Consider the following 17,717-nt stretch of genomic DNA (forward strand, 5'->3'; position numbering starts at 1 on the left):
TCGCTTATTTTGCTCGGACTTTACGGCTGAAATTCGTACACATTTCCTAGGTTGAGAAGTCGAGTGAGTTCGTCTAAGGCGTTACGGCTTTCGATGAGCAGCATGGGGTCGGCGAGGTCTTTTTCATACAATTCGTCGCGATAATGCTTGTCGACCCAAAGGTTTAGGCGCTCAAACAGGGTGTCGTTCATTAAAGTGGCAGGATTAATGGCTTGGCGCTCTGCGTCGGTTAAGGCGACACGAAGGCGCAAACACGCAGGACCGCCGCCATTGCTCATACTTTGTTTCAAATCGAATATTTTCACTTCATTGATGGGAGAATGGCCAGTTACTAAGCCATTCAAATACGCCCACACCGCCGAGTTATTTTCACATTCCCCTGGTACGACCAACACCATGTCATCGTCACCGCGGCTCAGTAGCTGACTGTTGAACAGATAGGATTGAATGCTGTCTTGTACCGATACGTCTGCGCGAGGCACTTCAATCAGATGGAATTTAGACGTACGATCGCCCCATGCGGTGAGTAATTCGGCTTTCATTTTAGCCGTGTCTAAAAACGCATCCTGATGGTAAAAGTGCGCATTGCGGTTGCCAACGGCGATCACGTCGTTATGAAACACTCCAGCGTCGATCACGGCGGGGTTTTGTTGTGCGTACACCACTTGATGCGCTGACAAACCATGCTGACGCGCCACGGCTTGGGAGGCTTCTACAGTGTGACGCGCTGGGAATGTCCTTGGGCGTGGTGCGTGGGTGTTGAACGCTTCCATTCCGTAAACAAAAAACGCCACCCCTTGCTCGCCATAATCGTGACAAAAGCGCGTGTGATTGGCGGCGCCTTCGTCTCCTAATGTATCCACACTGGGCAGCGCGTCATGATGGGCAAAATGTCGCTCGTCACGGAAAGTGGCTCGCAAAATCGCGCCGGTGGTTTCGTGTTCAATGGAGCGGTGGAATTTGTTCACCAAGTTGGCAGGCGTAAAATGCACCCGCTGGTCGCTGGTGTCGCCACTGGGCGAAACGGTCGCGGCGTTGGCGGTCCACATACAAGACGCCGAGCTCACGGCCGCGAGCAATTTGGGCGCGTGTTTTGCGGCTTGTTGCAAAATATGTGCGTCGCTGCCACGGAAGCCCAAACGTCGCAAGGTAGGAATATGGGGGCGTTCGTGAGGCGCGAGCACACCTTGTACAAAGCCCATGTCCGCCAAGGCTTTCATTTTGGTTAAGCCTTGTTTCGCAGCCGCTTTGGGGTTGGACGCGCGTGCTGAGTTGTTTAATGAAGCGACATTACCAAAGGATAGGCCGCTGTAATTATGGGTTGGGCCCACTAAACCATCAAAATTGGCTTCTGTCGCTGTGCTCATAATGCTCTCTTTTTTCGTTGTGTGATGAATCTTGTGAGGCTCGTAACATTGACAAGCTGAGGCCGTGTCCCAGTGTTTCTGGCAGGGTTAGGCTGTCTGCTTCAATACTAGAAACAGGGTAAGCACAGTAATCTGCCGCGTAGTAAGCGCTCGCTCTGTGATTGCCGCTGGCGCCGGTGCCGCCAAATGGCGCATTACTGGAGGCGCCGGTGGTTTGACGGTTCCAGTTAATAATGCCAGCGCGACTGTGCTGCAAAAACCACGCATATTCTGTGGCATCGTCGGACAATAGGCCGGCAGATAAACCGTATTGAGTGTGGTTGGCGATGGCCATCGCTTGATCTAACGAGTCGTAACGAATTACGGTGAGCAAGGGGCCAAAGTATTCTTGGTCTGGTAAGCGGTCTTGAATGTGTGTGGCGTCAATAATACCCGGCGTGATAAACCCGGTATGAGCGTCGCCGCGCGTCATGTCAAGCAGTGAAGTGGCACCTAGGTCGATGAGTTTCTGATAGGCTTGCAGCAAACCATCGGCGGCTTGTGCGGAAACAACAGGCCCCATAAACGGTTGTGTTGTGGCGTCAAAGCGGTCGATCAGTATGTTTTTGGTTGCCGTGATAAGCGACTGCAAAATCGCGTCGCCTACGGCGCCTTTTGGCAGTAATAATCGACGGGCGCACGTGCAACGTTGTCCAGCGGAAAGAAACGCTGATTGGATGATTTCGTGCACCGCGGCGCGTTGGTCGGCGACTTTTTCCGAGACCAAGAGAGGGTTATTACCGCCCATTTCTAGTGCAAGAATTTTCCCCGGATGACCTGCAAAGTCGTGATGCAACATGTGGCCGACTTGCGGGCTACCAGTAAAAAACAGGCCATCGATGCCGTGGTGATTTGCCAGAGCGACGCCGGTGTCGCGTTCGCCTTGGACCAAGTTCAATACGCCGCCAGGTAAGCCGGCTTGTTGCCACAACTGGACAATGAAGTCCGACGTGGCGGGGGCTTGTTCGCTGGGTTTAAATACCACGGTATTGCCCGCGATCAATGCCGGTACGATGTGGCCATTGGGTAAATGCCCCGGGAAGTTATACGGACCAAATACCGCCACAACCCCATGGGGCCGATGACGCAAACGGGCGGTAGCGCCGGGCATTGGCGTGGTTTTTTCGCCGGTACGTTCGTGGTACGCCTGTTGCGAAATGGCGATTTTGCCGACCATTGCAGCGGCTTCGGTACGGGTTTCCCAAATGGGCTTGCCCGTTTCGCGGCTGATTAAGGTGGCGATCTGTTCACTGTGTTCTTTTACCAAGGCGGCGAAGTCGTCGAGGATGCTCAAGCGTTCTTCTAAAGGGCGGTTCGCCCACGCCGGAAATGCCGCTCGCGCTGCGACAATCGCCATGTCTACTTGTTCAGTTGTTGCGGTATTGGCTTGCCATACGAGGCTGGCGTCGGCGGGGTCGATTGACTGAAAAGCATGGCCTGCGCCAGAGACCCACTGACCATTAATGTAATGTGCTTGCTGTAATTTGCTCATGATGGCTCCTTTTGTTCGCTTAATATTTCATTAAATAGCCGCTGGATTACCGTGAATAAGGGGACAATTCGACGATGCGCAACGGTTCTTTGTGACTGACGCATAGGCAATCGGCTTCTTCTTGCGTTAGGCTCATGGCGCTGCCGATGGGCGTCGGACGCTGGATCAAGATACAACGAAAATCCGCCACCTTGGTGTTAGAGACTAAATAATGGTTGCCCTCGTTTGTGCTGTTTGAACGGTTTGAACAGTGTGCGGTGTTGGTCGTGTTAGCGGTTTGAATGTTAGCGAGGCAAATACGGCTGTCACGTACGGCGCGAATGTCTTGCACGCGGGCTTCTAAACTTGGGCCACCATCAAAAATGTCCACGTAGTTTTCGTAACGAAAGCCTTCTTGTTCCAGCAAACGTCGCGCCGGTGCGGTGTTGGTGTGTACCTTGCCCAGTACCTCTCGGGCGGCTTTGGGCAGCAAGTTGACGTACACCGGATTATTTGGCATGAGCTCGGCGATAAATTGTTTGTTCCCTTGAGCGGTGAGCTCGTCGGCTTCTTTGAAATCGATCGAAAAGAAATGCCGCCCTAAGCTCTCCCAAAAGGGCGATACGCCGTTGTCATCACTTACGCCACGCATTTCGGCGAAGACTTTTTCCGTAAAGCGCTCGGGAAATTGCGCCATGAACATAAAACGAGATTTAGACAGTAATTGACCATTTTTGGAATGGCGGTAATCTTCCTCCAAAAACAAAGTACAAATTTCACTGAATCCGGTGAAATCGTTGTTCAATATCAAGGTAGGCACGGCGTTGTGGACGCCCAATTCTCGAGAGGCATGGGTGATGGTGCCAAGGTGATAACTGTAGAACGGCTCGTCTAGGCCAACGGTCGCTAAAATGCCACAGGTGCCGACGATGTCACCGGTCGTGCTGTCTTCGAGTACCATTAAGTAATCTTCGTTATTGGGCGTGCTGACCGTGTCTTTGGTGAAAGAGTGCACGGCGCCGTCGATTTTTTTTTGTAATCGCGTTTCATCATTGACCAGCGAGGTGAAGCCAATGCCTGTTTTTTCGGCCAAACGACAGAGTGAGGTTAGGTCATTTTGACAAATAGGGCGGATGACCATCATGGTGGTGTTCCTTGTTGTGTTTATTATTTGTAAGTTGAACGTATGTATTTTGGGTGTTCATCGTGTTTGTGTGCGCCGCTTTACAGTGTGATCCATTGGACGCGACCACCAGCGCCTATTCCTAGGTGTTCTTGGGTGGATTTTTCCAACCCAAGCCCAGCAATTTGAGGCTCTGCCTGGGCGGCTGTGACTCGAAAATGCTCTAAATGCCCAGCGGCAATAAGGTATGTGGTGCCCTTTGCCGCATGGGGTAGACTCAAGGCTTTGTCAGTTTTATGTTGCGATATAGTGTGCAGGCTTTCGGTTCGTGCTTCTATGCTGGGGCCGGCGTCAAAAATGTCCACATAACCTCGAAATTCGAAGCCTTCGTCCAATAAGATGTCGGCGCTTTGTACGGATTTTTCGTGCACTACGCCAATGCTGTCTTGCGCAGATTGCGGTAATGTGGGCACATAAATTGGGTAGCGTGGCATGAGTTCAGCAATAAAGTTTTTGTTGCTTACGCCAGATAAATAATCGGCTTTTTTGAAGTCCATGGTAAAAAAATGTTTGCCTAATGCGTCCCAAAATGCCGAATAACCGTGCTTGTCACTTTCGCCTCGCAGTTCGACAAACAGGCGCTTGGTAAAGCGTTCTGGATAACGCGCGATGAATAACAAGCGCGCCCGAGATAACAAAGACATAGCCAGATGATTTTGATGTGCTTTGTCTACCACTAGGGCAATCAGACGGCTGGTGCCGCTGTAGTCGTGGCACAAAAACAGCGCGGGAATTCGGTTGTGAATTTGCAATTGTGGCGAGGCGTGCACCACTTCGTCGATGCGATAACTGTAAAAGGGCGTGTCAACGCCCACCATGGCGTCCATGCCGCAGCAGCCGATAATCTGGTCGTTACTGGTATCCACTAAGACAAACAAGTAGGATTCATCGCCGGGTTGTATTACGTCGGTTTGGAAGGAGCGACGCGACGTGGCGATTTTGTCGTTTAGGCGCTCTCGGTTGGCTGGGAAGTTAGTCATGCCGATCCCCGCTTGTTGAGCAAGGCGCTCTAGGGCAGGCAAATCAGCAAAATCGACAGGGCGAACGAGATACATAGACAACCTCAGTGAGATGTAAACGGAACAATACCAGATAACCATTGGGTTATTATTGCTGAGATGCTTAGGGTGTGTAAGTAGGTGACTTTCGTATTAGCGACAGTTATTTCTTAATATTGGTTGATATCGTCTTATATGAGTCGATTTTTAATAAGTATAGAGGGTTTTAGAATGAAAGCAGGCGTCTATCAGCATTATAAAGGCTCACTGTATTGGGTAGAGCGAGTGGCCACCCACAGTGAAACCGAGCAGGAACTGGTGATTTACCAAGCGTTGTACGGCGCGTTTGGCTGGTGGGCGCGACCGCTCAGCATGTTTCAGGAATCGGTTCATATTAATGGTGAGAATATCCCGCGCTTTGAGTGGTTGCGAGCCGAACGCGACGCGGGTTAGTCTGTTTACCAACGGGCTACTTAGGTGAGTGCATCCATGGCGATTCACGCATAAAGTAAATAATTTGTTCCCTGAGCCAGCGATGGGCTAAGTCGTTATTAAAGCGTTCATGCCAAAAAATATGGATAGGGTGCTGTCCATTGTACTCGTCAAGTTCGATGACTTCTTTTGGAATAGGCAGTATTTTGACCGGGTAGAAATTGGCTTTCTCGCACATCACTTGCAAAAACAGATCTCCGATTGAGCGCGACGTGACCAAGGCCATGCCGCGTTTCACCGCTTGCATCGCGACCATTAAACTGTCGGTCTCCAAGCTGGGCTGTATCACATGACCTTGTTGTTTCAGTTTTTGCTCGGTTTTTGAGAACGAGCTGTTGCGGTTGCTGCGTAAATGATGAGTCACCACCTTGTGAGCCAAGAGGTCGGTGACGGACACTTCTTCTTGATGAAACAAAGGGTGCGCTTCACTTAGCACAATGCAAGCTTCCATGTAGCCAATCAGTTTGCTGCGAATGTTGCCCGGGGTATCGTTGATGCGCATGATGCCCAGATCCACATTGCCAGACACCAATTCATCGAATTGCGAGTCTCCCCAAGAATTGATGGATAAGCGTATTCCGGGTGCTTGATATTGCAGTGATGCGAGTAAGGGTTCGATAAAATTTTCTAAATCCCCTTCATCAACGCGCATTTTAAAACGTCTGTCTAAGCTTTTTAAGTCCAATGAATGGGGGCTCATCAGCTCCGACAATGAGCTTAAAATCGGCTGGATCATGTCGTGCAATTCAGACGCGCGAGCGGTGGGGCTGAGCCCATAGGCTTGTCGAGTGAACAGAGAATCTTTGAACAAGTCTCGCAATCGCTGCAAACTTTTGCTCAGTGCTGGCTGAGTGACGCCGAGACGCTCTGCGGCCCGCGATACGCTGCCTTCTTCCATAATGGTGACGAACGCGACGAGTAACTTAATGTCCAGTTTTAATACATCGTCTAAATGCATAAGGTGTCTCGTTAGCTGATAGTGAAAGTCAGGCGCCTTACTTCGTAAAGAGGTCGGCGCCTGTCAGTTCAGAAGTTAGTCAAAATCACGATGATGACGGTATTTTACTCGGAATAAGATTGAATAAAACACAGGAACCGCGATCAAGGTTAACACCGTGGCAAAGCCCAAACCAAACGAAATGACCACAGCCATGCCCTCAAAGAAGGCATCATACAGCAAGGGAACCATGCCCAAAATGGTGGTAATAGCGGCCATGCACACCGGACGAACTCGACTTACAGCGGAGTTGAAAATCGCCTGATATTGCTCGGTGCCTTGTTCCATTTCGTAGTTGATTTGATCGGCCAAAACGATACCATTTTTTACGGTCATGCCCGACAAGCTTAAGAACCCTAACAGCGCCATGAAGCTAAACGCTGAGTTCATCACCAATAAGCCTGTCGATACACCGATTAACGCCAGTGGCACACAGAACCAAATCGTCAGTGGCACACGAATGGAGTTGAACAACAAGATAGTAATAATGAACATAAACAGGTAGCCCATTGGCAAAGCTTTGAAGATGTTCGCTTGTGCGTCGGTGCTGCTTTCGTATTCACCGCCCCACTCCATGGCATAGCCTGGTGGTAATTCAATGGCTTCTATGGCGGCACGGGTGCGACTAAAAATCGCCATGGCGGTTTCGTCGCCTAAGATTTTAGGGTCGGCCATTACCGTGATGGTACGTTTACGATCGCGACGTTCAATGATTGGATCTTCCCACACGGTTTCAAAGCCAGACACTAAGGTCGACAAGGTGACATAGGAGCCGGTTGCTGGGCTGTAAATCTGCAAATCGCGGATTTGATCGATCGACACACGTTCGTTTTCAGGTGCGGTGCGTACTATTGGCAACAAATCTGTCCCTTCACGATACAAGCCAATTTGAGACCCTGTGAAGTTGGTCAGCAAGACATCGTCCAGCTCTGTTTTGCTGATGCCTAAACGTCGAGCTTGCGCGTCGTTAAAAATAGGACGCAACACCTTGACCGGCTGACGCCAGTTGTCCTTGATGCTTTCAAGACCGCCATCTGCACGATAGATTTCTTGGATCTGAGCACTAATCTGACGCAATTTTTTAGGATCTGGGCCACTGATGCGTGTTTCTAATTTAGAACCAGTTGAGGGGCCTAATTGTAGGCGTTGTAGCTTCACTTCCAGTTCTGGGTAGTCTTCCTGCATGGTGTAATACAGGTCTTTTAAGAGGCCAGGAATCACTTCTGTGTTGCTGGTACGAACAATAAACTGAGCGTAGCTGGAGTTCGCTTGCTCTGCCGTGTAGGTCAGCATGAAACGCAGTGCGCCTTGCCCTGTGGTCGATGTGACAGAGTCAATGCGTTCGTCTTTTAATAGATCCTGCTCAATTCTGGCGACGGTTTGGTAAGTATCTTCAATGTGTGTGCCTTCTGGCATCCGAATGTCCATGTACACCATCGGCGTTGTGGACGGCGGAAAGAACGACTGTTTCACAAATTGGAACGCCCATCCAGCGGTGAATAAGCTGCCTACCAATAAGACAACCGTGACCCAACGAAAGTGCATGGCTTTATCGAGTAACCATTTGTAGCCCGTGAAAATAAAGCCTTTATATGGGTCAATTGTGTCTGAAGAGGCGCCTTCTTCGCTGTTTGCTTTCGCAATGGTTTCCTTAAAGAACAAATCACAAAAGAACGGCGTAAGCGTGATGGCGGTTAACCAGCTTAATAACAAGGAGATCAACAAGACATAAAACAACGAGCCGACAAATTCCCCAACGGCGTCTGGCGACAAACCAATAGGCGCAAACGCCGTAACGGCAATCACAGTCGCGCCCAGCAAGGGCCATTTGGTTTGTTTTACCACGGCGCTGGCGGCTTGCACCTTGGTCATGCCGCGCTGTAAGCCGATTAACACCCCTTCAGTAACCACAATGGCGTTATCGACCAGCATACCGAGTGCGATAATCAAGCCGCCCAAGGAGATACGTTGTAAATTGATGTGAAGGTAATCCATCACAATAAAGGTGCCCAAAATAGTGAGCAACAAGATGATACCGATCAAAATCCCGGAGCGAATGCCCATGAATACCAAGAGCACCAAGATAACAATGCCCACGGCTTCGACCAAATTCAGTAAGAAGTTAGACACAGAACGATCCACTTCCTTGGACTGAAAATAAATCGTGTCCATGTTTAAGCCAACAGGCTGTTGGTATTGCAGTTCTTCGATGCGATTTTCTAACGCCTCGCCGATTTTCACCACGTTGACGCCCGATGAAAACGAGATGCCAAGCAGCAAAGACTTAGCGCCATTAAAGTTAACAATGTGAGTTTGTGGCTCGGCGTATTCGCGCTTAATGGTCGCGATGTCTCTTAGGCGAATGAGCTTGCCGTCTGCTGGCGTGCCGACAATGAGGTTTTCCAATTCGGAGATGTCGTTAAACTCTCCGGTTGGGCTAATGCGAATGTACTCACTGCCTACTTTAACACGGCCGGCATTAGAGACGCTGTTTTGATTGGAAAGCAGTGTTTCTAACTGGCTCGGAGCAATGCCCATATTGGTCAGTTTAGAGCGCGAAATTTCGATGGTGACCTGCTCGTTTTGTTCACCAGCGACCGCGACTTTTGCTACACCATCAACCAAAACCAACTCACGTTTGACATAGTCAACGTAGTTTTCCAGGTCTTTGTAAGGATAGCCTTCGCCATTGATGGCAAGCATGACACCGTACACATCACCAAAATCGTCCAGTACCATAGGCGTAGCGACGCCTTTTGGAAAGGTGCCCGTGATGTCGCGAATTTTCTTACGCACCTCGTCCCAAATTTGCTTTAATTCTTTGGCTCGGTAAGTGTCTTTGATGGTCAGCTGAACTTTAGAATAACCCGCCTTAGAGGTGGACGTGATCTTGTCCACATACGGTAAGTTTTGCAGTTCTCGTTCAATAGGGTAAGTGACTTCTTCTTCGACCTGTTCCGGCGATGCGCCTGGATAATAGGTGATGATTAGAGTGTCTTTGATGGTGAATTCAGGGTCTTCTAATTGCCCAAGGTTGCTAAATGCAATGATACCACCGATCAATAAGATCAGTGTGATCATCCAACTGGTGACTTTTCGATTAATAAAGTACGCTGCAATATCCATAATTATAGGCCACGCTCACGAGTCCAAGGACGCACGTGCATGCGGTCGGTTAAGCTGTTTACCCCTGCCGCGACAATTTGATCACCCGCTTCAAGCCCCGATATAATCTCAATTTGATCGTTCTGCAATGTACCAAGCGTCACCACGCGAGCACTGACTTTCTCGGTGCTTTTATTGTATACCCACACGGTGTTGTTGGACGTTCCTGTCGTGGTGTCTTCATGACGCAACACGGCTTCTACGGGGACGGTAAAATGTTTTTTCTGCCCCAATAGACGGCTCAAATCAATGTCTACGTTCGCCGTCATGCCCGGTAACAAGGTGTGAGCTGAGGCGTTGTTTCGAATCAATTGTAAGGTCACGTCGTAGGCTTTTGTGGTTTCATCCGGTGTTGTGTTGTGTTCTTTATACACGCCGGTTAGGGGTTCGTTTGGTGCAACATCCACAACCACATTAGGCCGATAGCTAGAGTCTGTTGATCTAATGCTAACCACTAGGCTTTCAGGAACTTGGAATTCAATGTCCAAATCGTCGATGTTTTGAATGTGCATTAACGTCTCGGTGGCGCTCACATACTGAAAGTTCTCTGTCGCTACGGACGAGATAACGCCCTTGAAAGGCGCGTAAACTTGGGTGTATTTAAGCTGGTTTTTGGCGGTTTGTAGGGCGTTATTCGCCTGATCGAGTGTCGCTTTTGTGGTGTCGTATTGCGCTTGCGTGGTGGCGTTTTGACGTAACAAATTCTGAATACGTTTAAACTGGGCGTCAGCCAGACTTTGGTTTGCTTGTGCGAGTTCGACTTGCAGTTTGAAGTCGGTAGGGTCTAACACAGCCAGTAAGTCGCCTTTATTGACACGCTGGCCTGCGACGACGTTAAGCGTCATTAATTGGCCGCCGACACGAAAAGCAATGTCGGCTTCTTCGCTGGCTTTTAATTCGGCCGGGAAGCGACGAATATTCACGGTGTCCGTGGCGTTAATAGTGACCAATTTGACAGGACGAATAATGTCTTTTTCTACGATGACGTTTTCTTCGGCTGGTGAGCAACCGGTTATCAGTAGTGACGCCGCGAGCGTCATACCCATTATTGTAGGTAAGCGTTTTTGAGGGTTCATTCATAACTCCGTAAACATTGAGGATATAGAAGGCGTAGCAAGATGAATCTATTTTATATCTCTAGCGTTAGGATATGAACTTTTAAATATATATGAAAGATATTCCCAATTAAGAATATCTTGCAATGTTAACCCCAATAAAGCACCGGCTATTGGGTTTTGGCCAGTTCTTCAAGAAAGGTTTCTAAAATAAGGTTTGCTCTTGCGCCCTTGCGAGTAATTGCGGAGAACTGGGTCACATAGCGGCATTCATTGGGCAGAATCGCTCTCATCCGACCATCTCGAATCCAGTGCGCGGCCACGTGGTCGGGTAAAAAGCCAATGTAACGCCCCGTTAGAATCAAAAACGCGATGCCTTCGCGGTCTGTTGCCGTGGCGCTGGTGGTGAGTGGCTGATGTTGTGCTTTGACCTCGGGCGTTTGGGCGTAGGCGGGCAGTACCGCGTCAAAATTTTTCAGTGTGGTTTTGCTCAGGTCGTTTTCGTTTAGATCAAAAAGTGGGTGAGTGTCGCTGCAATAGAGCTTGGATTCTTCTTCATATAGGGGGTGATAATCTAAGCCGCTGAGGATCTTTAGGTCGGGCACTATGCCGACGTGCAAGCGTCCGTCGAGTACGCCGCGTTCTATATCGGTAGGCGGTATCATACGAATGTTAATGGTGACTTGTGGGCCTCGGTCTTTGAGCCCAGCAAGTGTTTGTGTAATGCGCGTATGGGGTAAGGTGACCAAATTATCGGTGATGCCAATGTTCAGCTCGCCTTTTAAGTGCTGATGTAACGCGTTGATGTGTGTACGAAAATCTTCAATCGAAGAAAGCAGTTGCAGGGTATGGTCGTAGACTTGGCTGCCTTCATTGGTGAGTGAAAAACCCGAGCGACCACGCTGGCAAAGCCGAAATCCAAGTCGAGTTTCTAGATCCGACATGGCAATGCTGATCGCGGCGCGGCTGATGTTGAGCTCAACCTCGGCGGCGGAAAAGCCACCGCACTCCACTACGGTTCTAAAAATCCGTAAAATGCGTAAATCTGCATCACTGACCTGACTTTGAAATTTATTCATGGCTTGGCTTTCTTCTCTTTTGGTTAGTCTGTAATAATGGTTAAGTAATACGTTAACTAAGCGTTAATAGATTCAGATTTTTATAATCTATTCCTCTGGCATAGTAGTGTCAATCATCGTTATTTATGAATTTTTTATAAAGCCCTTTTAGAGTAGAGAGACCACGCTGTTATGGAAATTATTGGACATTTCATTGGAGGCAACGCCTCACAAGACGCCGCCCGTACACAAGATGTATTTAACCCAGCGACGGGGAACGTGGCGAAAAAAGTCGCCATCGCGTCAAAAGACACCGTCGAAGACGCGATCGCCGCCGCTCAAGCAGCGTACCCAGAATGGCGAAATACACCACCCCTGAAACGCGCTCGAGTGATGTTTCAATATAAGGCGCTGTTGGAAAAGCACGCGGATAAAATTTGTGAATTGATCGGCGCTGAACACGGCAAGATTTGCCACGACGCCGCCGGTGAATTGCAGCGCGGTATTGAAAACGTCGAATACGCCTGTGGCGCGCCTGAATTGCTTAAAGGCGAATACAGCAAAAACGTCGGTCCGAACATCGATTCTTGGAGCGAGTTTCAGCCGCTGGGCGTGGTTGCCGGCATTACGCCGTTTAATTTCCCCGCGATGGTGCCCCTGTGGATGTTTCCGATGGCGATCGTGTGTGGCAATACGTTTGTGTTAAAACCGTCCGAACGGGACCCCAGTACCGCGTTATTTCTTGCGGAATTACTGCACGAAGCGGGTTTGCCAGCGGGGGTATTCAATGTGGTCAACGGCGACAAGGTCGCGGTGGATACTTTATTGGAAGATAAGCGTGTCAAAGCCGTGAGCTTTGTCGGATCTACGCCGATTGCGGAATACATTTACAGCAAAGCCAGCGCCAATGGTAAGCGCTGCCAAGCACTGGGCGGCGCAAAAAATCACGCGATTGTGATGCCAGATGCCGACATGGATAACGTGGTGAGCCAATTGTTGGGCGCGGCATTTGGCTCGTCAGGCGAGCGTTGCATGGCCTTGTCGGTTGCGGTCACCGTCGGTAAAGCGGCCGGCGATGCCTTGATCAGTAAAATGGCGGAAGCAATGAAGCCACTAAAAGTTGGCGAATGCTCCGATAAAAGTAACGATTTTGGCCCAGTCATTACCCAAGAACATAAAGACAAGGTGGTAGGCTTTATCGACAGCGCCGAAGCACAAGGTGCTACGGTGGTGGTGGATGGTCGTTATCCACACGTTGCCGGCTATGAAAACGGCTTTTTCGTAGGCGCGACGCTCATTGATGGCGTGACGAAAAACATGGACAGCTATCAGCAAGAAATTTTTGGTCCTGTGCTGCAAGTGATTCGCGTGGACACCATGGAAGAGGCCATGACGCTGATCAATGACCACGAATACGGCAACGGCACTTGTATTTTTACCCGCGACGGCGAAGCGGCACGTTACTTTTCAGATCACATTGAAGTGGGCATGGTCGGCATTAACGTGCCTTTACCGGTTCCCGTGGCGTACCACAGTTTTGGCGGTTGGAAGCGCTCTTTATTTGGTGATCTGCATGCTTATGGTCCAGACGCAGTGCGTTTTTACACCAAGCGTAAAACCATCACCCAGCGCTGGCCTTCAGCTGGTGTTCGTGAGGGTAAGAGCTTTGCTTTCCCATCTTAGTGGTTAACGGCACTCTGACTGATGTTGTGACGTATCTTTTTGTGGCATGAATAGATGTGTGCTAAATGTGTTTCATGGCCGCTCATCGCAAGATGAGTGGCTTTTTTTTATGCGAATAAAACCCAAGCTGATGCTTGCTTTGCTCTGGTATGGCCTAGTGCTATGATGTTTTTTTCAATCGGCTGGGTGTGTTATGAAGGCGAGTCAATTAGGTGCAAGGGCAATGTCGTGGTCATGGCTTTTTGCTGTGCTGCTTTTAGTGGGTTGCGCCGCATCGTCTGAGCCTGGGATTAAGCGTGAATCGGCTCGTGCTTTGAGTATTGAAGTGGAAGATAACTACGCCTACTTGTTTGGTGTCTTGGACAGCAATTTGGTGAACACGCTGAGTGACATGGTCGAACAGCATCCCAATGTGACCGATTTGGTGCTGGTGGATGTACCAGGCTCGGTGGATCAACAGGCGACGATGGAAGGCGCACGGCTGATTCGTCGTTTGGGGTTGAATACGCACATTGCGTCAACGGGTTATGTGTTGTCAGGTGGTGTGGATTTATTCTTAGGTGGGGTAGATCGCACTATAGGCCCGGGAGCTGGCGTCGGCGTTCATGCGTGGTCGGATGGCTCTGCGATGACAGCCGAGGCGCTTAATATTGCAGACCCTGTACACGCTGTGTACGTGAATTTCTATTTGGAAATGGGCATTACCGAACGTTTTTATTGGTTTTCACTGGATGCAGCCCCTGCGGAGCGTGTGTATTTCTTATCCCCAGAAGAAGTGTATGATTTTCAGCTAGCGACAGAATAATGCGAGCGAAGCAACAGGAATCCAAATGGAACAAATAGAATTATTTGCCATAGAAAGCCCCTGTCGTGGTGTGTGTGAGAACAGCGCAAAAGGCTTTTGTAAGGGCTGTTTACGCAGCCGAGACGAGCGCTTTCATTGGTTTTCATTGTCCAACGAGGCGCGTCATCATGTATTGGATTTGTGTAAACAGCGCCGAGTGCGTTTGCTCAAAGCGCGTCAAGATCGATTAGCAGCCGACTCGTCCAAAGCGCTGCCTTACGGTATGGAAGCCGCCCCGTTGGACGATTTATTTACGTTTAAAAGCGACTGACTTTTAAGAACCACTGACTTTTAATAACAAGGGCGTTCTTAAAAAACTACTGTTCAAAAATAGCCTCTAACGCTTCGGATAACCGATCAACACCGATCACTTTCATGCCGTCTATTGGCTTTTTCGGGCAATTGGCTTTCGGCACGACCGCACGCGTAAAGCCGTGTTTCGCGGCTTCACTGATGCGCTCTTGACCCGAAGGAACAGGGCGAATTTCACCGGATAACCCCACTTCCCCCAATACGACTAAATCGTGCGGTAATACTCGGTCTCGAAAGCTCGACACCACCGCCGCGATGGCGGCCAAATCCGCACTGGTTTCCAGAACTTTTACGCCGCCAACAACGTTTAAGTACACATCCTGATCTGAGGTCAGTAAGCCACCGTGTTTGTGCAATACGGCGAGTAGCATGGCGAGGCGATTATGATCAAACCCCACGGTAACGCGTCTTGGGTTACCCAAGGCAGAGTCGTCGACCAATGCTTGTAATTCCACTAGCAAGGGGCGCGTGCCTTCCCATACCACCATCACTAGGCTTCCGGCGGCTGGGTGTTTGCTGCGATTCAAGAAAATTGAGCTGGGATTTTTCACCTCTTTCAAGCCGTTTTCGAGCATGGCAAAAACACCCAACTCGTTAACTGCTCCGAATCGATTCTTCATGCCGCGCAGGGTCCGAAAGCGTGAGTCTTCTGAGCCTTCCAGCAGCACTGAGCAGTCCACCATGTGTTCTAAGACTTTTGGTCCCGCCAGTGTGCCGTCTTTCGTGACGTGACCGACGAGCAAGACGGCGGTTTGCGTTTGTTTGGCAAAACGTGTCAATACGGCAGCGCTTTCACGCACTTGCGATACACTGCCGGGGGCGGATTCGATGCCATCAAGGTGCATGACTTGAATTGAGTCGATGACCATGACTTTCGGTTTCACCTGCTGAGCGATGGTCAATATTGCTTCAACGTTGGTTTCCGAAAGCATTTTCAGATGTTGCGTCGGCAAACCAAGACGCTGCGCGCGCATGGCCACTTGCTGCAAGGATTCTTCCCCTGTGACATAGAGCGCACTTTGTTGTTGCGCAAGCCAACACATGGTCTGCAGCAAAAGCGTACTTTTTCCGGCGCCGGGTGATCCGCCGATTAGTACAACACCCCCTGGCACCAAGCCACCGCCAAGCACGCGGTCGAACTCATTGGCGCCGGAACTAAAGCGCGGCACATCCCCAAGGTCGATGTCGGACAAATTCTGAATGCCTGTCACAGCACCGGCGTAGCCTTGATAACGTGGGTCTTGCGCGGCGGACACGCGAGCCGACGTTTTACCCGATGTTAGGCGTATCTCTGACAGGGAATTCCATGCGCTGCACGCCTGGCATTGTCCTTGCCATTTTACGTAGTCTGCGCCACATTCGTTGCAGACAAAGGCGGTTTTTGCTTTGGCCATGTGAGTCTCTTCTTTTCAGTGAGGTTGTGTCAGTGATGTTGTGTCAGTGATGTTGTGTCAGTGATGTTGGTTGGATCACGCTTTTTTCCAACTAAGTGAATATAAATCGGTACGGCGATCCTTTAAGTTATTGACTGAGCCTTCGCTGCGCGTCAATTTTAACTTATCTAAATCCAAGTCAGAGAACATGATCATTTCGGTGTTCGCGGTGGTTTCGGCCATAACGGCATCGTGTGGATAGGAAAAGTCAGACGGTGAAAAGACCGAGCTTTGTGAATACTGAATGTCGAGGTTTTCCACTTGTGGTAAGTTCCCACAGCTGCCGCAAATCACCACGTAACATTCGTTTTCAATGGCGCGGGCTTGTGCACAACGACGCACACGCAAATAGCCATTTTTTGTGTCGGTCCAGAAAGGCACAAATAGAATGTCCATGTCTTGTTCCGCTAACAAGCGGCCCAGTTCTGGGAATTCCACATCGTAGCAGATCAAGATGCCCACACGGCCGGCGTCGGTATTGAAGACACGAATTTCGTTACCGCCTTGAATGACCCAATCGCGGCGCTCGTGAGGCGTAATGTGGATTTTTTTCTGTTCTTCTACGGTGCCATCGCGGCGACATAAATAACTCACGTTATAAACAATGTCATCTTCGATCACGGGCATAGAGCCGGTAATGACGTTGATATTATAACCCACCGCAAACTGGCTCATTTCATTTTTAAAGCGCTCAGTGTAACTGGCTAAAAAACGTATGGCTTCGGTTTGATTGCTTTGGTCTGGGCTGAGTCCGATCAAGGGCGCATTAAAAAATTCTGGGAAGAGCACAAAATCACTTTTGTAGTCGGAGACGGCATCAATGAAGTATTCAACTTGTTTGAGTAATTCGTCAACACTTTCTACTTCGCGCATTTGCCACTGAATCGCACCGATTCGAACTTGGGTTTTGCGTGAACGAATCACATTCGTGTCAGGCTCGAAGAAAATATTTTTCCATTCTAATAACGTAGCATAACCTTGGGACTTTTCGTCCTCTGGCATGTAGCGTTTTAATAGGCGCGTGACTTGAAAATCGTTGGATAGCTGGAAGGTGAGAATAGGGTCGTAGATTTTGCGTTCGCGTACGGCTTCTAGGTATTCGGCAGGGCTCATTTCGTGAGCGTGTTCGTGATAGCTCGGGATGCGTCCACCGGCTAAAATAGCACGCAAATTATGCTGACGGCACAAGTCTTTACGCGCTTCGTACAATCGTCGCCCTAAGCGATAGCCACGATATTCTGGCGCGATGAGTGCGTCTAAGCCGTACATAGCGTCGCCTAGCGCATCGTTTAAAATGTTTTCTTTTTGATCGACTAGATCGTCGTAGGTGTGTGGGTTACTGAAGCGCTGGTAACTGACTTGCACCGACAAGGCAATACCGACGATTTTGCCGTGGTCTTCTAGGCAAATTTGGCCTTCAGGAAAATCTTTAATCAGTTGATGAATGGTGTGTTCTGGCCAAGAGCCGCCAATGTCATGATAGACCTTATCCATTAGGATTTTGACTTGTTCGTAATCGTTGTTGGTTAGGTTACGAATGGTTAAATGCAGATCTTCTCTCATGGTGGCCTCAATAAGTCGGTCGTAGGTTTTGTGCATGATAGCCTTTATCGAAGTGGG

14 protein-coding genes are annotated in these 17,717 nt (G+C 49.6%); 4 read left to right on the forward strand and 10 right to left on the reverse strand.

The annotated features are described in order from the left end of the window. Positions 1-20: 20 nt before the first annotated feature. From astB to FXV75_RS02335, 4 genes are all read right to left on the reverse strand, one after another. The gene (astB, locus tag FXV75_RS02320) at positions 21-1,367 is read right to left on the reverse strand and encodes an N-succinylarginine dihydrolase (protein ID WP_148831002.1); all 1,347 of its coding nucleotides are present in this window, start codon (positions 1,365-1,367) and stop codon (positions 21-23) included. Then, complete coding sequence (gene astD / locus FXV75_RS02325; RefSeq protein ID WP_148831003.1) at positions 1,339-2,898, reverse strand: succinylglutamate-semialdehyde dehydrogenase; 1,560 nt, start codon at positions 2,896-2,898, stop codon at positions 1,339-1,341. The genes astB and astD overlap by 29 nt, the downstream gene beginning before the upstream one ends. A 46-nt stretch (positions 2,899-2,944) precedes the next feature. Next, positions 2,945-4,021 (reverse strand): arginine N-succinyltransferase, encoded by a 1,077-nt coding sequence (astA, locus tag FXV75_RS02330; RefSeq protein ID WP_148831004.1) that lies wholly within the window; start codon positions 4,019-4,021, stop codon positions 2,945-2,947. Between the two features lie 80 nt (positions 4,022-4,101). Further along, a complete protein-coding gene (locus FXV75_RS02335; RefSeq protein ID WP_148831005.1) occupies positions 4,102-5,115 on the reverse strand; it encodes an arginine N-succinyltransferase in 1,014 nt (337 codons plus the stop codon). Positions 5,116-5,289: 174 nt separating this feature from the next. Here FXV75_RS02335 and FXV75_RS02340 point away from each other — a divergent pair, with 174 nt between their 5' ends. Beyond that, on the forward strand, positions 5,290-5,511 hold the full coding sequence (locus tag FXV75_RS02340) for a DUF1653 domain-containing protein (protein ID WP_148831006.1): 222 nt from the start codon (positions 5,290-5,292) through the stop codon (positions 5,509-5,511). Between the two features lie 16 nt (positions 5,512-5,527). On the opposite strand, the gene FXV75_RS02345 is transcribed toward FXV75_RS02340, so the two are convergent. The 4 genes from FXV75_RS02345 to FXV75_RS02360 all read right to left on the reverse strand — a co-directional run bounded on the left by FXV75_RS02345 (position 5,528) and on the right by FXV75_RS02360 (position 11,846). Beyond that, complete coding sequence (locus FXV75_RS02345; protein WP_148831007.1) at positions 5,528-6,508, reverse strand: LysR family transcriptional regulator; 981 nt, start codon at positions 6,506-6,508, stop codon at positions 5,528-5,530. Between the two features lie 75 nt (positions 6,509-6,583). Further along, positions 6,584-9,673 (reverse strand): efflux RND transporter permease subunit, encoded by a 3,090-nt coding sequence (locus FXV75_RS02350; RefSeq protein WP_148831008.1) that lies wholly within the window; start codon positions 9,671-9,673, stop codon positions 6,584-6,586. Positions 9,674-9,675: 2 nt separating this feature from the next. After that, on the reverse strand, positions 9,676-10,788 hold the full coding sequence (locus FXV75_RS02355) for an efflux RND transporter periplasmic adaptor subunit (RefSeq protein WP_148831009.1): 1,113 nt from the start codon (positions 10,786-10,788) through the stop codon (positions 9,676-9,678). A 149-nt stretch (positions 10,789-10,937) separates the two neighbouring features. After that, positions 10,938-11,846, reverse strand: coding sequence for a LysR family transcriptional regulator (locus FXV75_RS02360; protein ID WP_148831010.1), 909 nt, complete (start codon positions 11,844-11,846; stop codon positions 10,938-10,940). A gap of 171 nt (positions 11,847-12,017) precedes the next feature. On the opposite strand from FXV75_RS02360, the gene FXV75_RS02365 reads away from it, so the two are divergent. The 3 genes from FXV75_RS02365 (at position 12,018) to FXV75_RS02375 (ending at position 14,623) form a co-directional block, all read left to right on the forward strand. After that, complete coding sequence (locus tag FXV75_RS02365) at positions 12,018-13,508, forward strand: CoA-acylating methylmalonate-semialdehyde dehydrogenase (RefSeq protein WP_148831011.1); 1,491 nt, start codon at positions 12,018-12,020, stop codon at positions 13,506-13,508. A 223-nt stretch (positions 13,509-13,731) separates the two neighbouring features. Beyond that, positions 13,732-14,313: an alpha/beta hydrolase gene (locus tag FXV75_RS02370; RefSeq protein WP_262368443.1), complete on the forward strand. Its 582-nt coding sequence runs from the start codon at positions 13,732-13,734 to the stop codon at positions 14,311-14,313. A gap of 25 nt (positions 14,314-14,338) precedes the next feature. Further along, complete coding sequence (locus FXV75_RS02375; protein WP_148831013.1) at positions 14,339-14,623, forward strand: DUF1289 domain-containing protein; 285 nt, start codon at positions 14,339-14,341, stop codon at positions 14,621-14,623. A gap of 46 nt (positions 14,624-14,669) precedes the next feature. Here FXV75_RS02375 and radA read toward each other — a convergent pair whose 3' ends face one another. Both radA and FXV75_RS02385 read right to left on the reverse strand, forming a co-directional pair. Then, the gene (radA, locus tag FXV75_RS02380; RefSeq protein ID WP_148831014.1) at positions 14,670-16,058 is read right to left on the reverse strand and encodes a DNA repair protein RadA; all 1,389 of its coding nucleotides are present in this window, start codon (positions 16,056-16,058) and stop codon (positions 14,670-14,672) included. 75 nt (positions 16,059-16,133) lie between these two features. Beyond that, positions 16,134-17,660: a carbon-nitrogen hydrolase family protein gene (locus FXV75_RS02385; RefSeq protein ID WP_148835177.1), complete on the reverse strand. Its 1,527-nt coding sequence runs from the start codon at positions 17,658-17,660 to the stop codon at positions 16,134-16,136. Positions 17,661-17,717: the final 57 nt, after the last annotated feature.

The organism is Marinomonas sp. IMCC 4694 (genome assembly GCF_008122525.1).
Taxonomy (GTDB): Bacteria; Pseudomonadota; Gammaproteobacteria; order Pseudomonadales; family Marinomonadaceae; genus Marinomonas.

Coding starts and splice junctions, on each gene's coding strand:
- astA (WP_148831004.1), bottom strand. CDS start 4,021: ATGATGGTCATCCGCCCTATTTGTCAAAATGACCTAACCTCACTCTGT.
- astB (WP_148831002.1), bottom strand. CDS start 1,367: ATGAGCACAGCGACAGAAGCCAATTTTGATGGTTTAGTGGGCCCAACC.
- FXV75_RS02365 (WP_148831011.1), top strand. CDS start 12,018: ATGGAAATTATTGGACATTTCATTGGAGGCAACGCCTCACAAGACGCC.
- FXV75_RS02335 (WP_148831005.1), bottom strand. CDS start 5,115: ATGTATCTCGTTCGCCCTGTCGATTTTGCTGATTTGCCTGCCCTAGAG.
- FXV75_RS02385 (WP_148835177.1), bottom strand. CDS start 17,660: ATGAGAGAAGATCTGCATTTAACCATTCGTAACCTAACCAACAACGAT.
- FXV75_RS02370 (WP_262368443.1), top strand. CDS start 13,732: ATGTCGTGGTCATGGCTTTTTGCTGTGCTGCTTTTAGTGGGTTGCGCC.
- FXV75_RS02345 (WP_148831007.1), bottom strand. CDS start 6,508: ATGCATTTAGACGATGTATTAAAACTGGACATTAAGTTACTCGTCGCG.
- FXV75_RS02355 (WP_148831009.1), bottom strand. CDS start 10,788: ATGAACCCTCAAAAACGCTTACCTACAATAATGGGTATGACGCTCGCG.
- FXV75_RS02350 (WP_148831008.1), bottom strand. CDS start 9,673: ATGGATATTGCAGCGTACTTTATTAATCGAAAAGTCACCAGTTGGATG.
- FXV75_RS02375 (WP_148831013.1), top strand. CDS start 14,339: ATGGAACAAATAGAATTATTTGCCATAGAAAGCCCCTGTCGTGGTGTG.
- FXV75_RS02360 (WP_148831010.1), bottom strand. CDS start 11,846: ATGAATAAATTTCAAAGTCAGGTCAGTGATGCAGATTTACGCATTTTA.
- FXV75_RS02340 (WP_148831006.1), top strand. CDS start 5,290: ATGAAAGCAGGCGTCTATCAGCATTATAAAGGCTCACTGTATTGGGTA.
- astD (WP_148831003.1), bottom strand. CDS start 2,898: ATGAGCAAATTACAGCAAGCACATTACATTAATGGTCAGTGGGTCTCT.
- radA (WP_148831014.1), bottom strand. CDS start 16,058: ATGGCCAAAGCAAAAACCGCCTTTGTCTGCAACGAATGTGGCGCAGAC.